Origin of the sequence: Noviherbaspirillum massiliense JC206, assembly GCF_000312045.1 — a bacterium.
GTDB lineage: Bacteria > Pseudomonadota > Gammaproteobacteria > Burkholderiales > Burkholderiaceae_D > Noviherbaspirillum > Noviherbaspirillum massiliense.
Genome location: NZ_HE978634.1, coordinates 1,301,031 through 1,316,342 on the forward strand (window position 1 = coordinate 1,301,031; position 15,312 = coordinate 1,316,342).

At 61.1% G+C, this 15,312-nt stretch carries 13 protein-coding genes; 11 read left to right on the forward strand and 2 right to left on the reverse strand.

From position 1 onward, the window contains the following. The first annotated feature begins 8 nt into the window (after nt 1–8). The 7 genes from HGHM_RS06535 to clpB all read left to right on the forward strand — a co-directional run bounded on the left by HGHM_RS06535 (nt 9) and on the right by clpB (nt 8,222). On the forward strand, nt 9–1,319 hold the full coding sequence (locus HGHM_RS06535) for a homoserine dehydrogenase (RefSeq protein WP_019140715.1): 1,311 nt from the start codon (nt 9–11) through the stop codon (nt 1,317–1,319). A 160-nt stretch (nt 1,320–1,479) separates the two neighbouring features. Then, entirely contained in the window at nt 1,480–2,940 is a 1,461-nt protein-coding gene (gene thrC / locus HGHM_RS06540) for a threonine synthase (RefSeq protein WP_019140716.1), read from the forward strand. Nucleotides 2,941–2,974: 34 nt separating this feature from the next. After that, entirely contained in the window at nt 2,975–4,186 is a 1,212-nt protein-coding gene (locus HGHM_RS06545; protein ID WP_019140717.1) for a molybdopterin molybdotransferase MoeA, read from the forward strand. A 49-nt stretch (nt 4,187–4,235) separates the two neighbouring features. Next, nucleotides 4,236–4,493, forward strand: a complete 258-nt coding sequence (moaD, locus tag HGHM_RS06550; RefSeq protein ID WP_019140718.1) for a molybdopterin converting factor subunit 1 — start codon at nt 4,236–4,238, stop codon at nt 4,491–4,493. Between the two features lie 31 nt (nt 4,494–4,524). Further along, nucleotides 4,525–5,016 carry a molybdopterin synthase catalytic subunit MoaE gene (gene moaE, locus HGHM_RS06555; protein WP_019140719.1) on the forward strand — a complete coding sequence of 164 codons (492 nt, stop codon included), beginning with the start codon at nt 4,525–4,527 and terminating at the stop codon, nt 5,014–5,016. Further along, entirely contained in the window at nt 5,013–5,393 is a 381-nt protein-coding gene (gene crcB / locus HGHM_RS06560; protein ID WP_019140720.1) for a fluoride efflux transporter CrcB, read from the forward strand. Before moaE ends, crcB begins: the two co-directional genes overlap by 4 nt. A gap of 240 nt (nt 5,394–5,633) precedes the next feature. Further along, entirely contained in the window at nt 5,634–8,222 is a 2,589-nt protein-coding gene (gene clpB, locus HGHM_RS06565) for an ATP-dependent chaperone ClpB (RefSeq protein WP_026075766.1), read from the forward strand. A 111-nt stretch (nt 8,223–8,333) separates the two neighbouring features. Here the strand turns inward: clpB and HGHM_RS06570 are convergent, their stop codons facing one another. Continuing rightward, on the reverse strand, nt 8,334–9,128 hold the full coding sequence (locus HGHM_RS06570) for an AraC family transcriptional regulator (protein ID WP_019140722.1): 795 nt from the start codon (nt 9,126–9,128) through the stop codon (nt 8,334–8,336). Between the two features lie 105 nt (nt 9,129–9,233). On the opposite strand from HGHM_RS06570, the gene HGHM_RS06575 reads away from it, so the two are divergent. From HGHM_RS06575 to aceA, 3 genes are all read left to right on the forward strand, one after another. Beyond that, nucleotides 9,234–10,472, forward strand: coding sequence for an MFS transporter (locus HGHM_RS06575; protein ID WP_019140723.1), 1,239 nt, complete (start codon nt 9,234–9,236; stop codon nt 10,470–10,472). Between the two features lie 104 nt (nt 10,473–10,576). After that, nucleotides 10,577–11,071 (forward strand): ribonuclease E activity regulator RraA, encoded by a 495-nt coding sequence (rraA, locus tag HGHM_RS06580; protein WP_019140724.1) that lies wholly within the window; start codon nt 10,577–10,579, stop codon nt 11,069–11,071. 667 nt (nt 11,072–11,738) lie between these two features. After that, nucleotides 11,739–13,049 (forward strand): isocitrate lyase, encoded by a 1,311-nt coding sequence (aceA, locus tag HGHM_RS06585; protein ID WP_019140725.1) that lies wholly within the window; start codon nt 11,739–11,741, stop codon nt 13,047–13,049. Nucleotides 13,050–13,179: 130 nt separating this feature from the next. Here aceA and HGHM_RS06590 read toward each other — a convergent pair whose 3' ends face one another. Next, nucleotides 13,180–14,103 (reverse strand): LysR family transcriptional regulator, encoded by a 924-nt coding sequence (locus HGHM_RS06590; RefSeq protein ID WP_019140726.1) that lies wholly within the window; start codon nt 14,101–14,103, stop codon nt 13,180–13,182. A 96-nt stretch (nt 14,104–14,199) separates the two neighbouring features. Between HGHM_RS06590 and HGHM_RS06595 the strand changes: the two genes are divergently transcribed. Next, on the forward strand, nt 14,200–15,258 hold the full coding sequence (locus HGHM_RS06595; protein ID WP_019140727.1) for a tartrate dehydrogenase: 1,059 nt from the start codon (nt 14,200–14,202) through the stop codon (nt 15,256–15,258). The last annotated feature ends 54 nt before the right edge of the window (nt 15,259–15,312 follow it).

Sequence of the window (15,312 nt, forward strand, 5' to 3'; positions counted from 1 at the left end):
CTTAATTTATGAAACCCATCAAAGTAGGCCTGTTAGGCATCGGCACCGTCGGCTCCGGCACCTTCAACGTTCTGAAGCGCAATCAGGAAGAAATCATGCGGCGCGCGGGTCGCGCCATCCAGATCGCAATGGTTGCCGACCTGAATACCGAGCGTGCGCGGGAATTGACCAAGGGCGAGTGCGAAGTCGTTGCCGACGCCAACCTGGTGGTGAGCCATCCGGACATCGATATCGTCATTGAACTGATCGGTGGCTACGGGATCGCGAAAGACCTGGTGATGAAAGCGATTGCGAACGGCAAGCATGTGGTCACCGCCAACAAGGCGCTGCTGGCCACCCACGGCACCGAGATTTTCCAGGCGGCCCAGGCGAAGGGCGTGATGGTCGCATTCGAAGCGTCGGTCGCCGGCGGCGTGCCGATCATCAAGGCCTTGCGCGAAGGTCTGACGGCGAACCGGATCGAATGGATTGCCGGCATCATCAACGGCACCACCAATTTCATACTGTCCGAGATGCGCGACAAGGGCCTGGATTTCGACGTGGTACTGAAGGAAGCCCAGCGTCTCGGCTATGCCGAAGCCGATCCGACCTTCGACATTGAAGGCATCGATGCCGCGCACAAGGCGACCATCATGTCGGCTATCGCTTTCGGCATTCCGGTGCAGTTCGACAAGGCCTATGTGGAAGGCATCACCAAGCTGCAGGCTTCCGACATCCGCTATGCCGAGCAACTCGGCTACCGCATCAAGCTGCTCGGCATTTCCAAGCGCACACCCAAGGGCATCGAATTGCGCGTGCATCCGACGCTCATTCCCGCCAAGCGCCTAATTGCGAATGTTGAAGGCGCGATGAATGCGGTGGTGGTGCAGGGGGATGCAGTGGGCCCCACGCTCTATTACGGCAAGGGTGCCGGCTCCGAGCCGACCGCATCGGCGGTGATCGCGGATCTGGTCGACATTACCCGCCTGGCGACCGCCGATCCGGAGCATCGGGTGCCGCATCTGGCTTTTCAGCCGGATGCCATGACCGATATCCCGATCCTGCCAATGTCGGAGGTCACGACCAGCTACTACCTGCGCATGCGGGTGGCAGACCAGCCCGGCGTACTGGCGGATGTGACACGCATCCTCGCGGATTCCACGATCTCCATCGATGCAATGCTGCAGAAGGAGCCGAGCGAAGGCGAACAGCAGACCGACATCATCATCCTGACCCACCAGACTCAGGAAAAGAATGTCATCGCGGCAATCGGGAAAATCGAAGCCCTGTCGACCGTGGCCGGGCAAGTCACGAAGATCCGCCTGGAACACCTGAACTGATTCCATTCTTGCACGCATCCGGGCGTTGGGGCCGGATGCGCCACGATCCTGGCTTCGGCATGAGCGGGTGCGAGCGGTAATGAGTATTTCACCCGAAAGCCATCGCCGCATGGCTGCTGCTTTATAATGGCAGCCAACTCCTTGTAATTCATCCAATTCCATGCAATACCTGTCTACACGCGGCCAGTCCGCGCCACAGTCGTTTTCCCATATCCTGCTTGGCGGCCTCGCTCCCGACGGCGGGCTCTACCTGCCGGCCGAATATCCGCGCGTCAGCGGCGCTGAACTCGACGCCTGGCGCAAGCTGTCCTACGCCGACCTGGCGCTGGAAATCCTGAAGAAATTCGCCACCGACATCCCCTCTGTCGACCTGAAGCAGCTGACGCACAAGACCTATACCGCCGAGGTCTATCGCAATGCGCGGGCCGGCGAGGATGCAGCGCAGATCACGCCGCTGCGGGTGCTGGAAAACAAGGATGGCAGGAAACTGGTATTGCAGGCGCTCTCGAACGGCCCGACGCTGGCCTTCAAGGACATGGCGATGCAATTGCTCGGCAACCTGTTCGAGTATGAACTCGCGAAGGAACATTCGGAGCTGAATATCTTCGGCGCGACTTCCGGCGACACCGGCAGCGCCGCCGAATATGCGATGCGCGGCAAGAAGGGCATCCGCGTCTTCATGCTGTCGCCGCACAGGAAGATGAGCGCGTTCCAGACCGCGCAAATGTTCAGCCTGCAGGATCCGAACATTTTCAATATCGCGATCCAGGGCGTGTTCGACGATTGCCAGGACATGGTCAAGGCGGTGTCGAACGACCTGGAGTTCAAGGCCCGCTACAAGATCGGCACGGTGAATTCGATCAACTGGGCGCGCGTCGTGGCGCAAGTGGTGTACTACTTCCGCGGCTACCTGAGCGCGACCACGGCCAACGACCAGAAAGTGTCGTTCACCGTCCCATCCGGGAATTTCGGCAATATCTGCGCCGGTCATATCGCCCGCATGATGGGTTTGCCGATCGACAAACTGGTCGTCGCCACTAACGAGAACGATGTGCTGGATGAATTCTTTCGTACCGGCGTGTACCGGGTGCGCAAGTCGTCCGAGACCTATCACACCACCAGCCCCAGCATGGACATCAGCAAGGCCTCCAACTTCGAGCGCTTCGTTCATGATTTGCTGGACCGCGATACTGACCGGGTGCGGGCATTGTTCAGGAAAGTGGAAACCGATGGCGGCTTCGACCTGTCCGGCAAGCCGGGCAGCGATGGCGACGAATTCCGCAAGGTCGCGCAATACGGTTTCGTCTCCGGCAAGTCCACGCACCAGGATCGCATCAATACCATTCGCGATGCGCATGCCCGGTACGGCGTAACCATCGATACCCATACCGCGGATGGCGTCAAAGTCGCGCGCGAATACATGACGCCCGGTGTGCCGATGATCGTGCTGGAAACCGCCTTGCCGGCGAAATTCAATGAAACCATCCGTGAAGCGCTCGGGCGCGATGCGGAACGCCCTGCGGGTTTCGAGAATATCGAGGCATTGCCGCAGCGCTTCGAAGTCATGGCACCGGACGTGCAGCAGGTGAAGGCATTCATCGCCAGGCACACCGGACTCTAATTCCAGGGAGGCGAGCGTGAGCGAGAAGAGACCCATGCTGAGCACGGCGGAAGCCCTCGATTTTCTCCTGTCCGCAGTGCGGCCGATCACGGAAACCGAAAGCATTCCGACGCTTGCCGCCAATGGCCGGATTCTGGCTGCCGCCCAGACTTCCCAGCTCAACGTCCCGCCGATGGACAATACTCAGATGGATGGGTATGCGGTGCGGGCGGCGGATTGCGCCAGCGGCCAGGCAAGGCTGACAGTCGTCCAACGCATTCCTGCCGGCCAGGTCGGCCAGCCGCTCGCAGCCGGCACTGCTGCGCGCATCTTTACCGGCGCCATGATCCCGGAAGGGGCGGATGCGGTGGTGATGCAGGAAATGTGCGTGACTGACGGCGAATCCGTCACCATCAATCACAAGCCGCAAGCGGGCGAATGGATACGCCGCACCGGTGAAGACATTGCAGCCGGCAGCATCATCCTTCCGGCCGGGACGCGTTTGCGCGCACAGGAACTCGGCCTGGCGGCCTCGGTCGGGCTGGCCAGCCTGCCGGTATTGCGCCGCACGCGCGTGGCCGTATTCTTCACGGGCGATGAACTAGCGATGCCGGGCGAGCCGCTCAAGCCCGGCGCCATCTACAATTCCAACCGGTTCACCCTGTGCGGCCTGCTCGAAAATCTGGGCTGCACGATCACCGACTTCGGCATCGTCCCGGACACGCTGGAGGCTACCCGTGAAACCCTGCGCAAGGCGGCGGAAGACCATGACTTGATCATCACGTCCGGCGGCGTCTCGGTCGGCGAGGAAGACCATATCCGGCCGGCAGTCGAGGCCGAAGGGCATCTGAACATGTGGCAGATCGCGGTCAAGCCGGGCAAGCCGCTGGCTTTCGGCGAGGTGCGCCGGGCTGCGACTCCGGCAACAGCCTTTTTCCTCGGCCTGCCGGGCAATCCGGTATCCAGCTTCGTCACCTTCCTGCTGTTCGTGCGGCCCTTCATCCTGCGGTTGCAGGGGGTGGAGGAAGTCGCGCCCAACGCCTTCAGCGTGCGTGCCGATTTCGACTGGCCCAAGCCGGACAAGCGCAATGAATTCCTGCGCGCGAGGATGAATGCCGATGGCGGGCTCGATCTGTTCCCGAACCAGAGCTCGGCCGTGCTGACTTCGACTGTATGGGGCGATGGCTTGATCGATAATCCGCCGGGGCGGACAATCGCGAAGGGCGATCTGGTACGTTTCATCCCATTCAATGTACTGATGTATTGACAGTACGGCCGCCGCGGGCTCGAGCATCGACCGGGAGAGTAGAACAGCAATGAATATCCAACTCCGCTTTTTCGCCAGCGTGCGCGAGGCAGTCGGCACCGCCCAGGAAGCGGTCGTGCTGCCCCCGGCCGTACGGACCGTAGGAGAGCTGCGCGCCTTCCTGCGCGAGCGCGGCGGCACCTGGGCTGACGCGCTGGCGGAAGGGCGGGCATTGCGCATGGCATACAACCAGCAAATGGCCGGCCCGGACACCCGCATCGCAGAAGGCGGGGAAGTGGCCTTCTTCCCGCCCGTGACGGGCGGCTGAGACCGCTGCGCATTCTTTCCGGAGCCCGAACATGCCCATCCGCGTACAGACTGAAGACTTCGACCTGAGCACCGAGGTTGCCCGGCTGCGCGCCGGCAACCCGGCCATCGGCGCGGTCGCCAGCTTCATTGGCACCGTCCGCGATGTCAATGACGGCGCCGGCGTGACGGGGATGGAACTCGAGCACTATCCCGGCATGACGGAAAAGGCGCTGGAGGCCATCGTGGAGCAGGCGCGCCAGCGCTGGCGCGTAATCGACGCCCTGGTGATCCATCGCGTCGGACCATTGAAACCGCTGGACCAGATCGTACTGGTTGCCGTCGCCTCCGCCCACCGCGGAGACGCCTTTGCCGCCTGCGAATTCATCATGGATTTTCTCAAGACGCAGGCCCCATTCTGGAAAAAGGAACAGACGGCGCAGGGCGCGCGCTGGGTCGATGCCCGGGTGGCGGATGACAAGGCGCTGGCACGATGGGGCGAGAATTCGAGTAATGCATCGGGTAATGCCGGAGACGCGGCTTGAGCTGGCTTGCGGTCGGTATCGGTGCGGCTTGCGGAGCCTGGTTGCGCTGGGGGCTGGGCTTATGGCTCAACAACCTGCATGGCCAGCTTCCAATCGGCACACTGGCGGCGAATCTGATCGGCGGCTACCTGGTCGGGATCGCAGTGGGATTTTTCGCCGGCAATCCTGCCGTGCCTTCCGAGTGGCGCCTGTTCGCCGTGACCGGTTTTCTCGGCGGGCTGACCACCTTTTCCACCTTTTCCGCCGAAGCGATGCTGCTCCTGCAGCGCGGGGACTATCTCTGGGCGCTCGGACATTCCTCCGTCCACCTGTTCGGCTCGATTGCCTGCTGCATCGGCGGCTTTGCGACTTACCGCGCCCTTGCAGGAAGCGCCTGAGCCAAACTGCGAAACTTTCGTTTCTCGTTGCCAGTCTTCTGCTTGTGTCCGATCCATTCGTGACGCCGCTGAGCGTCCGCAATCATTTCCGGATGTCTTTGACCTGAAGTGCGTGCCGGCAAGCCCATCGAGTCGACTTCCCGCATCCCGCCTTCTGGCTTGGCCAGTCTGAAAATCCTTTCTTGAAATGCGCCTGCTCGGCCTTATGTTGATGGCAATGAACATTCTCGGAGAGCAGTCATGCGCTTAGACAAGCTAACAACAAAATTGCAGGAAGCCCTTGCCGACGCTCAGAGTCTGGCAGTGGGCAATGACAACCAGTACATTGAACCGGTACACATACTCAGCGCCCTGATCAATCAGGAAGAAGGCGGGGCGCGCTCGCTGCTGCAGCGCGCGGACGTGAACGTAGGCGGCCTGTCGGCCGGCCTGAAGCAGGCGCTGGAGCGCCTGCCCAAGGTGTCCGGCACTGGCGGCGAAGTGCAAATCAGCCGTGATTCCATGGCATTGCTGAACCTCGCGGATAAGGAAGCGCAGAAGCGTGGCGACCAGTTCATCGCGAGCGAGATGGTGCTGCTCGCACTGACGGAAGACAAGTCCGATGCCGGCAAGCTCGCTCGCGAAAACGGCCTCTCGCGCAAGGCCCTGGAAGCGGCGGTCAACGCAGTGCGTGGCGGCGCGAACGTCAATTCGCAGGAAGCCGAGGGCCAGCGCGAAGCGCTGAAGAAATACACGCTGGACCTGACCGAACGTGCGCGCAACGGCAAGCTCGATCCTGTGATCGGGCGCGATGATGAAATCCGCCGCGCGATCCAGGTCTTGCAGCGGCGCAGCAAGAACAACCCGGTTCTGATCGGCGAACCCGGCGTGGGCAAGACCGCCATCGTCGAAGGCCTCGCTCAGCGCATCGTCAACGGCGAAGTGCCGGACAGCCTGAAATCCAAGCGCGTCCTGTCGCTCGACATGGCAGCATTGCTTGCAGGCGCGAAATACCGCGGCGAATTCGAGGAAAGGTTGAAGGCGGTACTGAAGGAAATCGCACAGGATGAGGGCCAGACCATCGTCTTCATCGACGAACTTCATACCATGGTGGGCGCCGGCAAGGCAGAAGGCGCGATTGACGCCGGCAACATGCTGAAGCCGGCGCTGGCGCGCGGCGAGCTGCATTGCATCGGCGCCACCACGCTGGACGAATACCGCAAGTACATCGAAAAGGATGCGGCCCTGGAGCGGCGCTTCCAGAAGATCCTGGTGGACGAGCCGAGCGTGGAAGCGACCATCGCGATCCTGCGCGGCCTGCAGGAGAAATATGAAGTCCACCACGGCGTTGAAATCACCGACCCGGCCATCGTCGCGGCGGCTGAACTATCGCATCGCTACATCACAGACCGCTTTCTGCCGGACAAGGCGATTGACCTGATCGACGAAGCGGCCGCGAAGATCAAGATCGAGATCGATTCCAAGCCCGAGGTCATGGACCGGCTTGATCGCCGCTTGATTCAGTTGAAGATCGAGCGGGAAGCGGTGAGGAAGGAAACCGACGAGGCATCGCAGAAGCGCCTCGGCCTGATCGAGGACGAAATCGCACGCCTGGAACGCGAATACGCCGATCTGGAAGAAGTGTGGAAGTCGGAAAAGGCTTCGGTGCAGGGCACGCAGTACATCAAGGAAGAAATCGAAAAGGTGCGCCAGCAGATGGAAGAAGCGCGGCGCAAGGGCGACTGGCAGAAGATGTCGGAGCTGCAGTATGGCAAGCTGCCTTCGCTCGAAGCGCAGCTCAAGCAGGCCGACAAGGATGAAAAGCAGATCGAGGCAGACCGGCCTCAACTGGTGCGCACCCAGGTCGGCGCCGAAGAGATCGCCGAAGTCGTTTCGCGCGCAACCGGCATTCCCGTATCGAAGATGATGCAGGGCGAACGCGACAAGCTGCTGCGCATGGAAGAGGTATTGCACCAGCGCGTCGTCGGGCAGGATGAGGCCATCGTCGCGGTATCGGATGCGATCCGCCGTTCGCGCGCCGGCCTCGCTGATCCGAATCGTCCCTACGGCTCCTTCATGTTCCTCGGCCCGACGGGCGTGGGCAAGACCGAGCTGTGCAAGGCGCTGGCCAGCTTCCTGTTCGATACCGAGGAGTCGCTGATCCGCATCGATATGAGCGAATTCATGGAAAAGCACTCGGTCGCTCGGTTGATCGGCGCGCCGCCCGGTTATGTCGGCTATGAAGAAGGCGGCTACCTGACCGAGGCAGTGCGCCGCAAGCCCTACAGCGTGATCCTGCTCGACGAGATCGAGAAGGCGCATCCGGACGTATTCAACGTCCTGCTGCAGGTGCTGGACGATGGCCGCATGACCGATGGACAGGGCCGGACCGTGGACTTCAAGAACACGGTGATCGTCATGACCTCCAACCTCGGTTCGCAAAAGATCCAGGCGATGGAGGACAGCGATCCGGCGGTCGTGAAGCTGGCGGTGATGGCCGAAGTGAAGAACCATTTCCGTCCGGAGTTCATCAACCGGATCGACGAAATCGTGGTGTTCCATGCGCTGGATGAAAAGAACATTGGCGCGATTGCCCGGATCCAGTTGCAGATACTGGAGAAACGGCTGGCGAAGATGGACATCAAGCTCGACGTCACGGATGGCGCGTTGCAAAAGATCGCGGAAGCAGGCTTCGATCCGGTCTATGGAGCGCGTCCGCTGAAGCGCGCAATCCAGCAGGAAATCGAGAATCCGCTGTCGAAGGCCATCCTTGAAGGCCGCTTCGGTCCTAAGGATACGGTGGTGGTAAATGCCTTCAATGGCGGGCTGAAGTTCGAGAAAGCAGCCTGATTCCGGAACGACTGATTGGCGGCGCGGGGTAATGCCCGCGCCGTTTTTTTTTGCACATTTTGATCGTACGGGCCGCTGCGGCGCGGAATGATGCTGTCGGTAGGTCGTGCTTCAGCGCTTGTCTTTCCGGGCGAAGAATGCGGACGGAGACTGTCCGAAGGTACGCTTGAACATCGCGGAAAAAGCAGACTGGCTGGCATAGCCGAGCTTGGATGCCACTTGCGAAAGCGGCACGCCGCGCGCGATCAGCGGCGCGGCGTGCGCCAGCCGAGCCTGTTGCCGCCACTGGCCGAAGCTCATGTTCAATTCCTGCTCGAAGAGGCGTGCGAGCGTGCGTTCGGTTGCGCCCACCTGCTGCGCCCATTCAGCCAGGGTTAGCGATTGCGCGGGGTCCCTGAGCAGGGCTTCGCACAGGCTCTTGAGGCGCTTGTCGGCGGGCAGGGCGATGCGGATCGGCAGCGTGGCCAGTCGGCCGAGCTCGTCGAGGATCAGCGCGGAAAGCATGCTCTCGCGCGCATCTCCGGCATCTGCCAGCGACAGCGCGACAATCAGCTCGCGCAGCAAGGGCGAGACATCCAGGACCTGGCACTCGGCATGCGGAAACGGTGCAGCGCTCGCATGCAGGTACAGCACGCGCAGCCGGGTCTTTTCCAGCGTCGCAACCTCATGCACCGCCTGCGCAGGAATCCAGATTGCCCGAAGCGGCGGGACGATCCAGGTACTGTTTCCGACGGTGACCCGCACCACGCCGTCTAGTGCATAGGTGACCTGGCTCCAGTCGTGACTATGTGCGGCGAGCAGCTCGGATGCATTCAGATCCCGCGCCACCAGCCGAACCGGGCGCGCTGCGCTGGGAGCGGTGTCGGGCAGGTTGGTCCTGGTATGGAGTACAGGCTGGACTGGCATGAATGGCCTTGGCGGGAACGCGATAAAAGTTGTCTTTTTATCTTAAAACAGACGCGCAGTCTTTGCTTACACTTTTGGCATTGCCTTTCACAAAGGGGTGCCCCGATGACAACTGCTTCAGCCCCGGTTTTCCGGCAGGATGCCCAGGTGATCGGCCTGGTAGGAGTCGCTCATGCCGTTTCCCATTTCTTCCACCTCATTCTCGCGCCCCTGTTCCCCTGGCTGAGGGCGGAGTTCAGCCTGTCATACGCGGAACTGGGCTTGCTGATGACAGTGTTTTTCGTGATCTCGGGCGTCGGCCAGGCACTGGCCGGCTTCGTGGTCGACCGCGTCGGTGCACGCGCCGTGCTGTTTGCCGGCATCTCCTTCCTCGGCCTGTCGGCATTGGTGCTGTCCCAGGCGCAGACGTATCCCATGCTGCTGGCAGGATCGATGCTCGCAGGTCTCGGCAACAGCGTGTTTCATCCGGCCGATTACACCCTGCTCAACAAGCGCGTGTCGGCGCCGCGCCTCGGCCATGCATTTTCGGTGCACGGCATTTCCGGCAACCTCGGATGGGCGGCGGCTCCGGTATTCCTGACCACGATTGCGGGCTTGGCCAACTGGCGCATGGCCTTGCTTGCCGCGGCCGTCATTCCTCTGGCGGTCCTGGTTTTGCTGGTGGTGAATCGGGGCATCCTGCGCACCGAGGAAGTGCATGCAGCCGTGGTCTCGTCAAAGAAAGCCGGGGAGTCGGAGGGCGGCCAGCTGGGTTTCCTGCGCTTGCCTGCAGTGTGGATGTGCTTCGCCTTCTTTTTCATTACCGCAATGGCGCTGGGTGGTATCCAGAGCTTCTCGTCAACCAGCCTGCGCAGCCTGTACGGCATGCCGTTGGCCTGGGCGACCGTCGGATATACCGCCTACATGCTTGCATCCGCCGGAGGCATGATCTGGGGCGGCTTCCTCGCTGCGAAAACCTCCCGGCATGAGCGTACGATCGCGATGGCATTTACCGCCGCCGGCCTGTTTGCGCTGGTGATTGCGACCGGGATGATTCCGCCGCTGCTGGCGGTTGTGATGATGGGCTTGGTCGGTTTCGGCTCCGGCATTGCCGGCCCGTCGCGCGACTTGCTGATCCGTGCGGCGGCGCCGAAGAATGCCACCGGCCGGGTGTATGGCGTGGTGTATTCCGGGCTGGACATCGGCCTTGCCACCGCGCCCCTGCTGTTCGGTGCGCTGATGGACGCGAGGCACCCGTCGCTGGTATTCGTCGGCATAGGCGTGTTCCAGGCGCTCGCCATCTTTACCGCCATGACGGTGGGCGTCAACACGGCAAAAGGCGCTGCCAAACCCCAGGCCGCCTGACAAAACCAGGATCCATGGCAAGCCGCCGGATGCCAAGGCGGCTTGTTTTTCGGACAACTCGCTTACAATCTCGCTTTCTCGACCCTTACCCATCGGAGGAATGGATGACGTTTGCGACCTGTGACATTTGTGACGCCAATGAAGACAAGATTGTCGAAGGCACGCTGGCGGTGCTGCCGCCGGTGTTCCAGAAGTTTGGCAAGCGAGCCAGCTTTTCCGGTCCGGCAGCCACGCTGAAGGTGTTCGAGGACAATGTTCTGGTGCGTTCGACACTGGAGACGCCGGGCAACGGCCGCGTGCTGGTCGTGGATGGCGGCGGCAGCCTGCGCTGCGCGCTGGTGGGCGGCAATCTCGGCATGCTGGCGGAGAAGAACGGCTGGTCGGGAATCGTCGTGAATGGATGCGTGCGCGATTCGGATGAACTGAATGCCTGCGATATCGGCATTCGCGCCTTGGCAACGCATCCGCAGCGCAGCATCCGCAAAGGCATTGGCGACAGCAACCTCAAGGTGACAATTGCCGGAGTGGCGGTGGCCCCGGGGGACTGGATCTATGCCGATGCGGATGGCGTGCTGGTCTCCCGCGCAAAACTCGACTGAGAGGCCGAAAGGGAAGACTGTCGCGGCGGGAAGATCCGCTTGACGCAGCCTTCTCCCGGCAAAACCGCCGCCTTTTCCAATCCCGGGCCTTCTTCCTCCCATATCAGGAGCGCCGCTCCAATCCTTCAGGCCCTAGCATTTCTCCGAACGGGCTCCTAGAGCGGATTTCGATTTGCCATGGGAAGTAGGGCGCGCTGTGCGCACCATGCAATTCCAGTGCGCACGGCGCACTCTACTTCCTTCCCCTTTCCGGCTTATGGAAGCTGCCTTAACTGATCCGCTCGCGTTCACCGGATCTGGCTGGGCCTGTCTTCCGTTTCGCTCACTTGCTTTGCGCTCCCGGCGGGAATGCCGTGCACGATTAGCCCGCAGATTTGGTTGGCTGCGTTCACAACCGGCTGATTCAGGTGCCTGAGTAGGCTCTTTTCATCATCCTGAATTCCGATTTCGTATTGCGGAAACCTCACCGCGGAGCGCTCTGACTACATTTTCGTAATCAGGAATTTTGTGCCGCATCATGAAAAGTAGGTTTTAAGTCTTTGAAATTTAACGTTTTAAAATTAGTTATATGTCTTATATAAGACCTTGTTGCCTCGCAGGAGACCAAATATGATCTTTCCAACGGATACGAATTTTTCTTTCACTCTCGTCATTACAGGAGATCGACATGACATCCCGCGAACAGCAAGTTCAAGCACTGGCCAAAGACTGGGCCGAGAACCCGCGCTGGAAAGGCATCAAGCGCAACTACACTGCAGAAGACGTGGTCCGTCTGCGCGGTTCCCTGCAAATCGAGCACACGCTGGCCAAGCGCGGCGCCGAAAAGCTCTGGAATCTGATCAACGGCGGCGCGAAGAAGGGCTACGTGAATGCCTTCGGCGCGATCACTGCTGGTCAGGCCATGCAGCAGGCCAAGGCTGGCCTGGAAGCCGTGTACCTGTCGGGTTGGCAGGTCGCTGCCGACGGCAACACCTCCGAAACCATGTATCCCGACCAGTCGCTGTACGCCTACGACTCGGTGCCGACCATGGTCCGCCGCATCAACAATACGTTCAAGCGTGCCGACGAAATCCAGTGGTCGCGCGGCGTAGGCCCGGGCGATGAAGGTTTCATCGACTACTTCCTGCCTATCGTGGCTGATGCGGAAGCCGGTTTCGGCGGCGTACTGAACGCCTTCGAGCTGATGAAGAACATGATCGCCGCTGGTGCTGCCGGCGTGCACTTCGAAGACCAGCTGGCTGCCGTGAAGAAGTGCGGCCACATGGGCGGCAAGGTACTGGTCCCGACCCAGGAAGCGATCGAGAAGCTGGTTTCCGCTCGCTTTGCGGCCGACGTCATGGGCGTGCCGACCATCGTGCTGGCCCGTACCGACGCTGAAGCTGCGAACTTGATCACTTCCGATCACGACGCCAACGACAAGCCCTTCCTGACCGGCGAGCGCACCCAGGAAGGTTTCTACCGCGTCAAGAACGGCCTGGAGCAAGCCATCAGCCGCGGCGTTGCCTACGCTCCGTACGCCGACCTGGTCTGGTGCGAAACCGGTACGCCGGACCTGGGCTTCGCCCGCGAATTTGCGCAGGCAGTGCACGAGAAGTGCCCGGGCAAGCTGCTGTCCTACAACTGCTCGCCGTCGTTCAACTGGAAGAAGAACCTGGACGACAAGACCATCGCCCAGTTCCAGGACAAGCTGTCCGAGATGGGCTACAAGTACCAGTTCATCACGCTGGCCGGCATCCACGTCAACTGGTACAACACATTCCAGTTCGCCCACGCCTATGCCCGCGGCGAAGGCATGAAGCACTATGTGAACATGGTGCAGGAGCCGGAATTCGCAGCCCGCGAAAAGGGTTACACCTTCGTGTCGCACCAGCAGGAAGTCGGCGCCGGCTACTTCGATGAAGTAACGACCGTCATCCAGGGTGGATCGTCTTCCGTGAAAGCCCTGACCGGCTCGACCGAGGAAGAGCAGTTCCACTAATCAGCATCAGCAGTATCCCCACTGGCCTTGAAACCGCACCTTCGGGTGCGGTTTTTTATTTCTTCGGGAAACTGGTCCGATCGCACGAATTCCCGCCATCGCTGCGATGTGGCGGGACGAGCCCGGCGAGCTACCAGACGCTCGACTTCTGGCTCGCGCCAGCATTTTTCTGATTGAAGCTGGAGCTCAGGAATTCGGTGAAGGCCCGAACCTTGGGTGACATCTGCTGCCGCTCCGGATACACCGCATAGATGTCCGCGGGAGGCGCTGCATAATCCTCCAGCACCAGCACCAGCCTGCCGCTGCGCAGATATTTCGCGGTATCCCATTCCGCACGCAGCGTAATGCCATGTCCGTCCAGTGCCCAGTTCAGCGTCACCTCGCCGTCGTTGCTGCTCAAGGCACCGCGCACTTTCACACTCTCCGTATGGCGGCCGCGGCTGAAATGCCATGTTCCGTATGCGACATCGTTTTGCCTCAGCACGATGCAGTTATGCCGGGTCAGGTCATGCGGCACCTTCGGGATGCCGTGTTTCTTCAGGTAGGAGGGGGCGGCGCACAGCAGCCTGCGGTTTGGCGCAACTTTGTGCGCAATCAGCCTTGCATCCGGCAAGGCGCCGAAACGAATTCCGAGGTCAAAGGCTTCGTCGACCAGGTTCAGCGGATGGTCGGTCAGCTGCAGCTGGACTTCGACGTCCGGGTAGTTCTTGATGAACTTCGATACCAGCGGCGTGATGTAGGTCCTTCCGAAGCCGAGCGGGGCGTTCACCCGCAGCAGTCCCTTCGGTGCCGAGCGGTTGCCGGAGACAAGCCGTTCCATCTCTTCCAGCTCCGCCAGCAAACGCATCGCGCTGGCACGATACAGCTCGCCTTCATTGGTCAGACTCAGTCGCCGCGTGGTCCGGTTGAACAGCTGCACGTCAAGCCGCTGCTCCATTTGCGCCAGGCGCTTGCTGACCGACGGCGGCGTCAAGCCAAGTTCCCGGGCTGCGGCCGAGAGGCTGCCCGCCTTGACGATCGCGGAAAAGAACACCAGTTCGGAGGTGTGGATCATTATTAACTCCAGCGACAAGCCAGCATGAATTTTCACGCATTCGTGTGATTTCCGGCCATATTAAATTGAAAAACCGTTTTCACATAAGGACAGGTAATGCGTGTACATAGGATTGCCGCCATCGGGGCGGATGGAATCGGGCCGGAAGTCATTTCAGCGGGCCTGGAAGTGCTGGAAGCGCTGGCTGCCAGGGATGGCGGCTTCAGGCTGGAAGTCGAGCATTTTCCGTGGAGCTCGGAGTACTACCTCAGGCACGGCCACTACATTCCCGAGGGCGGGCTGGAAAAACTCAAGACCTTCGACGCGATTTTCTTCGGCGCGGTCGGCAGCCAGCAGGTTCCCGACCATGTTTCCCTCTGGGGGCTCAGGCTGCCCATCGTGCAGGGATTCGACCAGTATGCCAACGTGCGCCCCGCGCGAGTGCTGCCAGGCGTGAAGAGCCCGCTGCAGAACGGCGACAAGATCGACTGGGTCATCATCCGCGAAAATTCGGAAGGCGAATATGCCGGCAACGGCGGCCGTGCGCATCGCGGATTGCCGATCGAAGTGGGTACGGAAACCGCGGTCTTCACCCGGGTTGGAGTGGAAAGAATCCACCGCTTCGCCTTCGAACTGGCGCGCAAGCGCCCCCGCAAGCATTTGACGCTGGTGACGAAGTCCAATGCCCAGCGTTACGGCATGGTGATGTGGGATGAGATTTTTTACGAAGTCGCGAAGGATTATCCGGACGTGAAGACCGATCGCGAGCTGGTCGATGCGGTGACGACGCGCATGGTATTGAAACCGCAGACGCTCGACGTGGTGGTGGCAACCAATCTGCATGCCGACATCCTGTCCGACCTGGCTGCGGCCCTGTCCGGCAGCCTCGGCATCGCGCCGACCGCCAACCTCAATCCGGAACGCCGCTTCCCCTCGATGTTCGAACCCATCCACGGTTCGGCCTTCGACATCACCGGCAAGGGAATCGCCAACCCGGTCGCCACATTCTGGACCGCGGCCATGATGCTGGAACACCTTGGCGAGGGCGCGGCGGCGCATCGCCTCATGGAAGCGGTCGAGGCGGTGACGGCCAGCGGGCTGCAGACACCCGACCTTGGCGGGAAGGCCACCACCGCAGAGGTGACGCGGGAGGTCTGCAGGAGAATCGCCGGATAAGCCTTCCGGAAGTTCGTAGCAAGCTTTTTTGTCCACTACACCTATAACGAAGGA

Excerpts from the sequence above, each read along its gene's own strand:
- HGHM_RS06595 (WP_019140727.1), top strand. The coding sequence starts at position 14,200 with ATGCGTGTACATAGGATTGCCGCCATCGGGGCGGATGGAATCGGGCCG.
- HGHM_RS06575 (WP_019140723.1), top strand. The coding sequence starts at position 9,234 with ATGACAACTGCTTCAGCCCCGGTTTTCCGGCAGGATGCCCAGGTGATC.
- rraA (WP_019140724.1), top strand. The coding sequence starts at position 10,577 with ATGACGTTTGCGACCTGTGACATTTGTGACGCCAATGAAGACAAGATT.
- HGHM_RS06570 (WP_019140722.1), bottom strand. The coding sequence starts at position 9,128 with ATGCCAGTCCAGCCTGTACTCCATACCAGGACCAACCTGCCCGACACC.
- aceA (WP_019140725.1), top strand. The coding sequence starts at position 11,739 with ATGACATCCCGCGAACAGCAAGTTCAAGCACTGGCCAAAGACTGGGCC.
- HGHM_RS06545 (WP_019140717.1), top strand. The coding sequence starts at position 2,975 with ATGCTGAGCACGGCGGAAGCCCTCGATTTTCTCCTGTCCGCAGTGCGG.
- HGHM_RS06590 (WP_019140726.1), bottom strand. The coding sequence starts at position 14,103 with ATGATCCACACCTCCGAACTGGTGTTCTTTTCCGCGATCGTCAAGGCG.
- moaD (WP_019140718.1), top strand. The coding sequence starts at position 4,236 with ATGAATATCCAACTCCGCTTTTTCGCCAGCGTGCGCGAGGCAGTCGGC.
- HGHM_RS06535 (WP_019140715.1), top strand. The coding sequence starts at position 9 with ATGAAACCCATCAAAGTAGGCCTGTTAGGCATCGGCACCGTCGGCTCC.
- clpB (WP_026075766.1), top strand. The coding sequence starts at position 5,634 with ATGCGCTTAGACAAGCTAACAACAAAATTGCAGGAAGCCCTTGCCGAC.
- moaE (WP_019140719.1), top strand. The coding sequence starts at position 4,525 with ATGCCCATCCGCGTACAGACTGAAGACTTCGACCTGAGCACCGAGGTT.
- thrC (WP_019140716.1), top strand. The coding sequence starts at position 1,480 with ATGCAATACCTGTCTACACGCGGCCAGTCCGCGCCACAGTCGTTTTCC.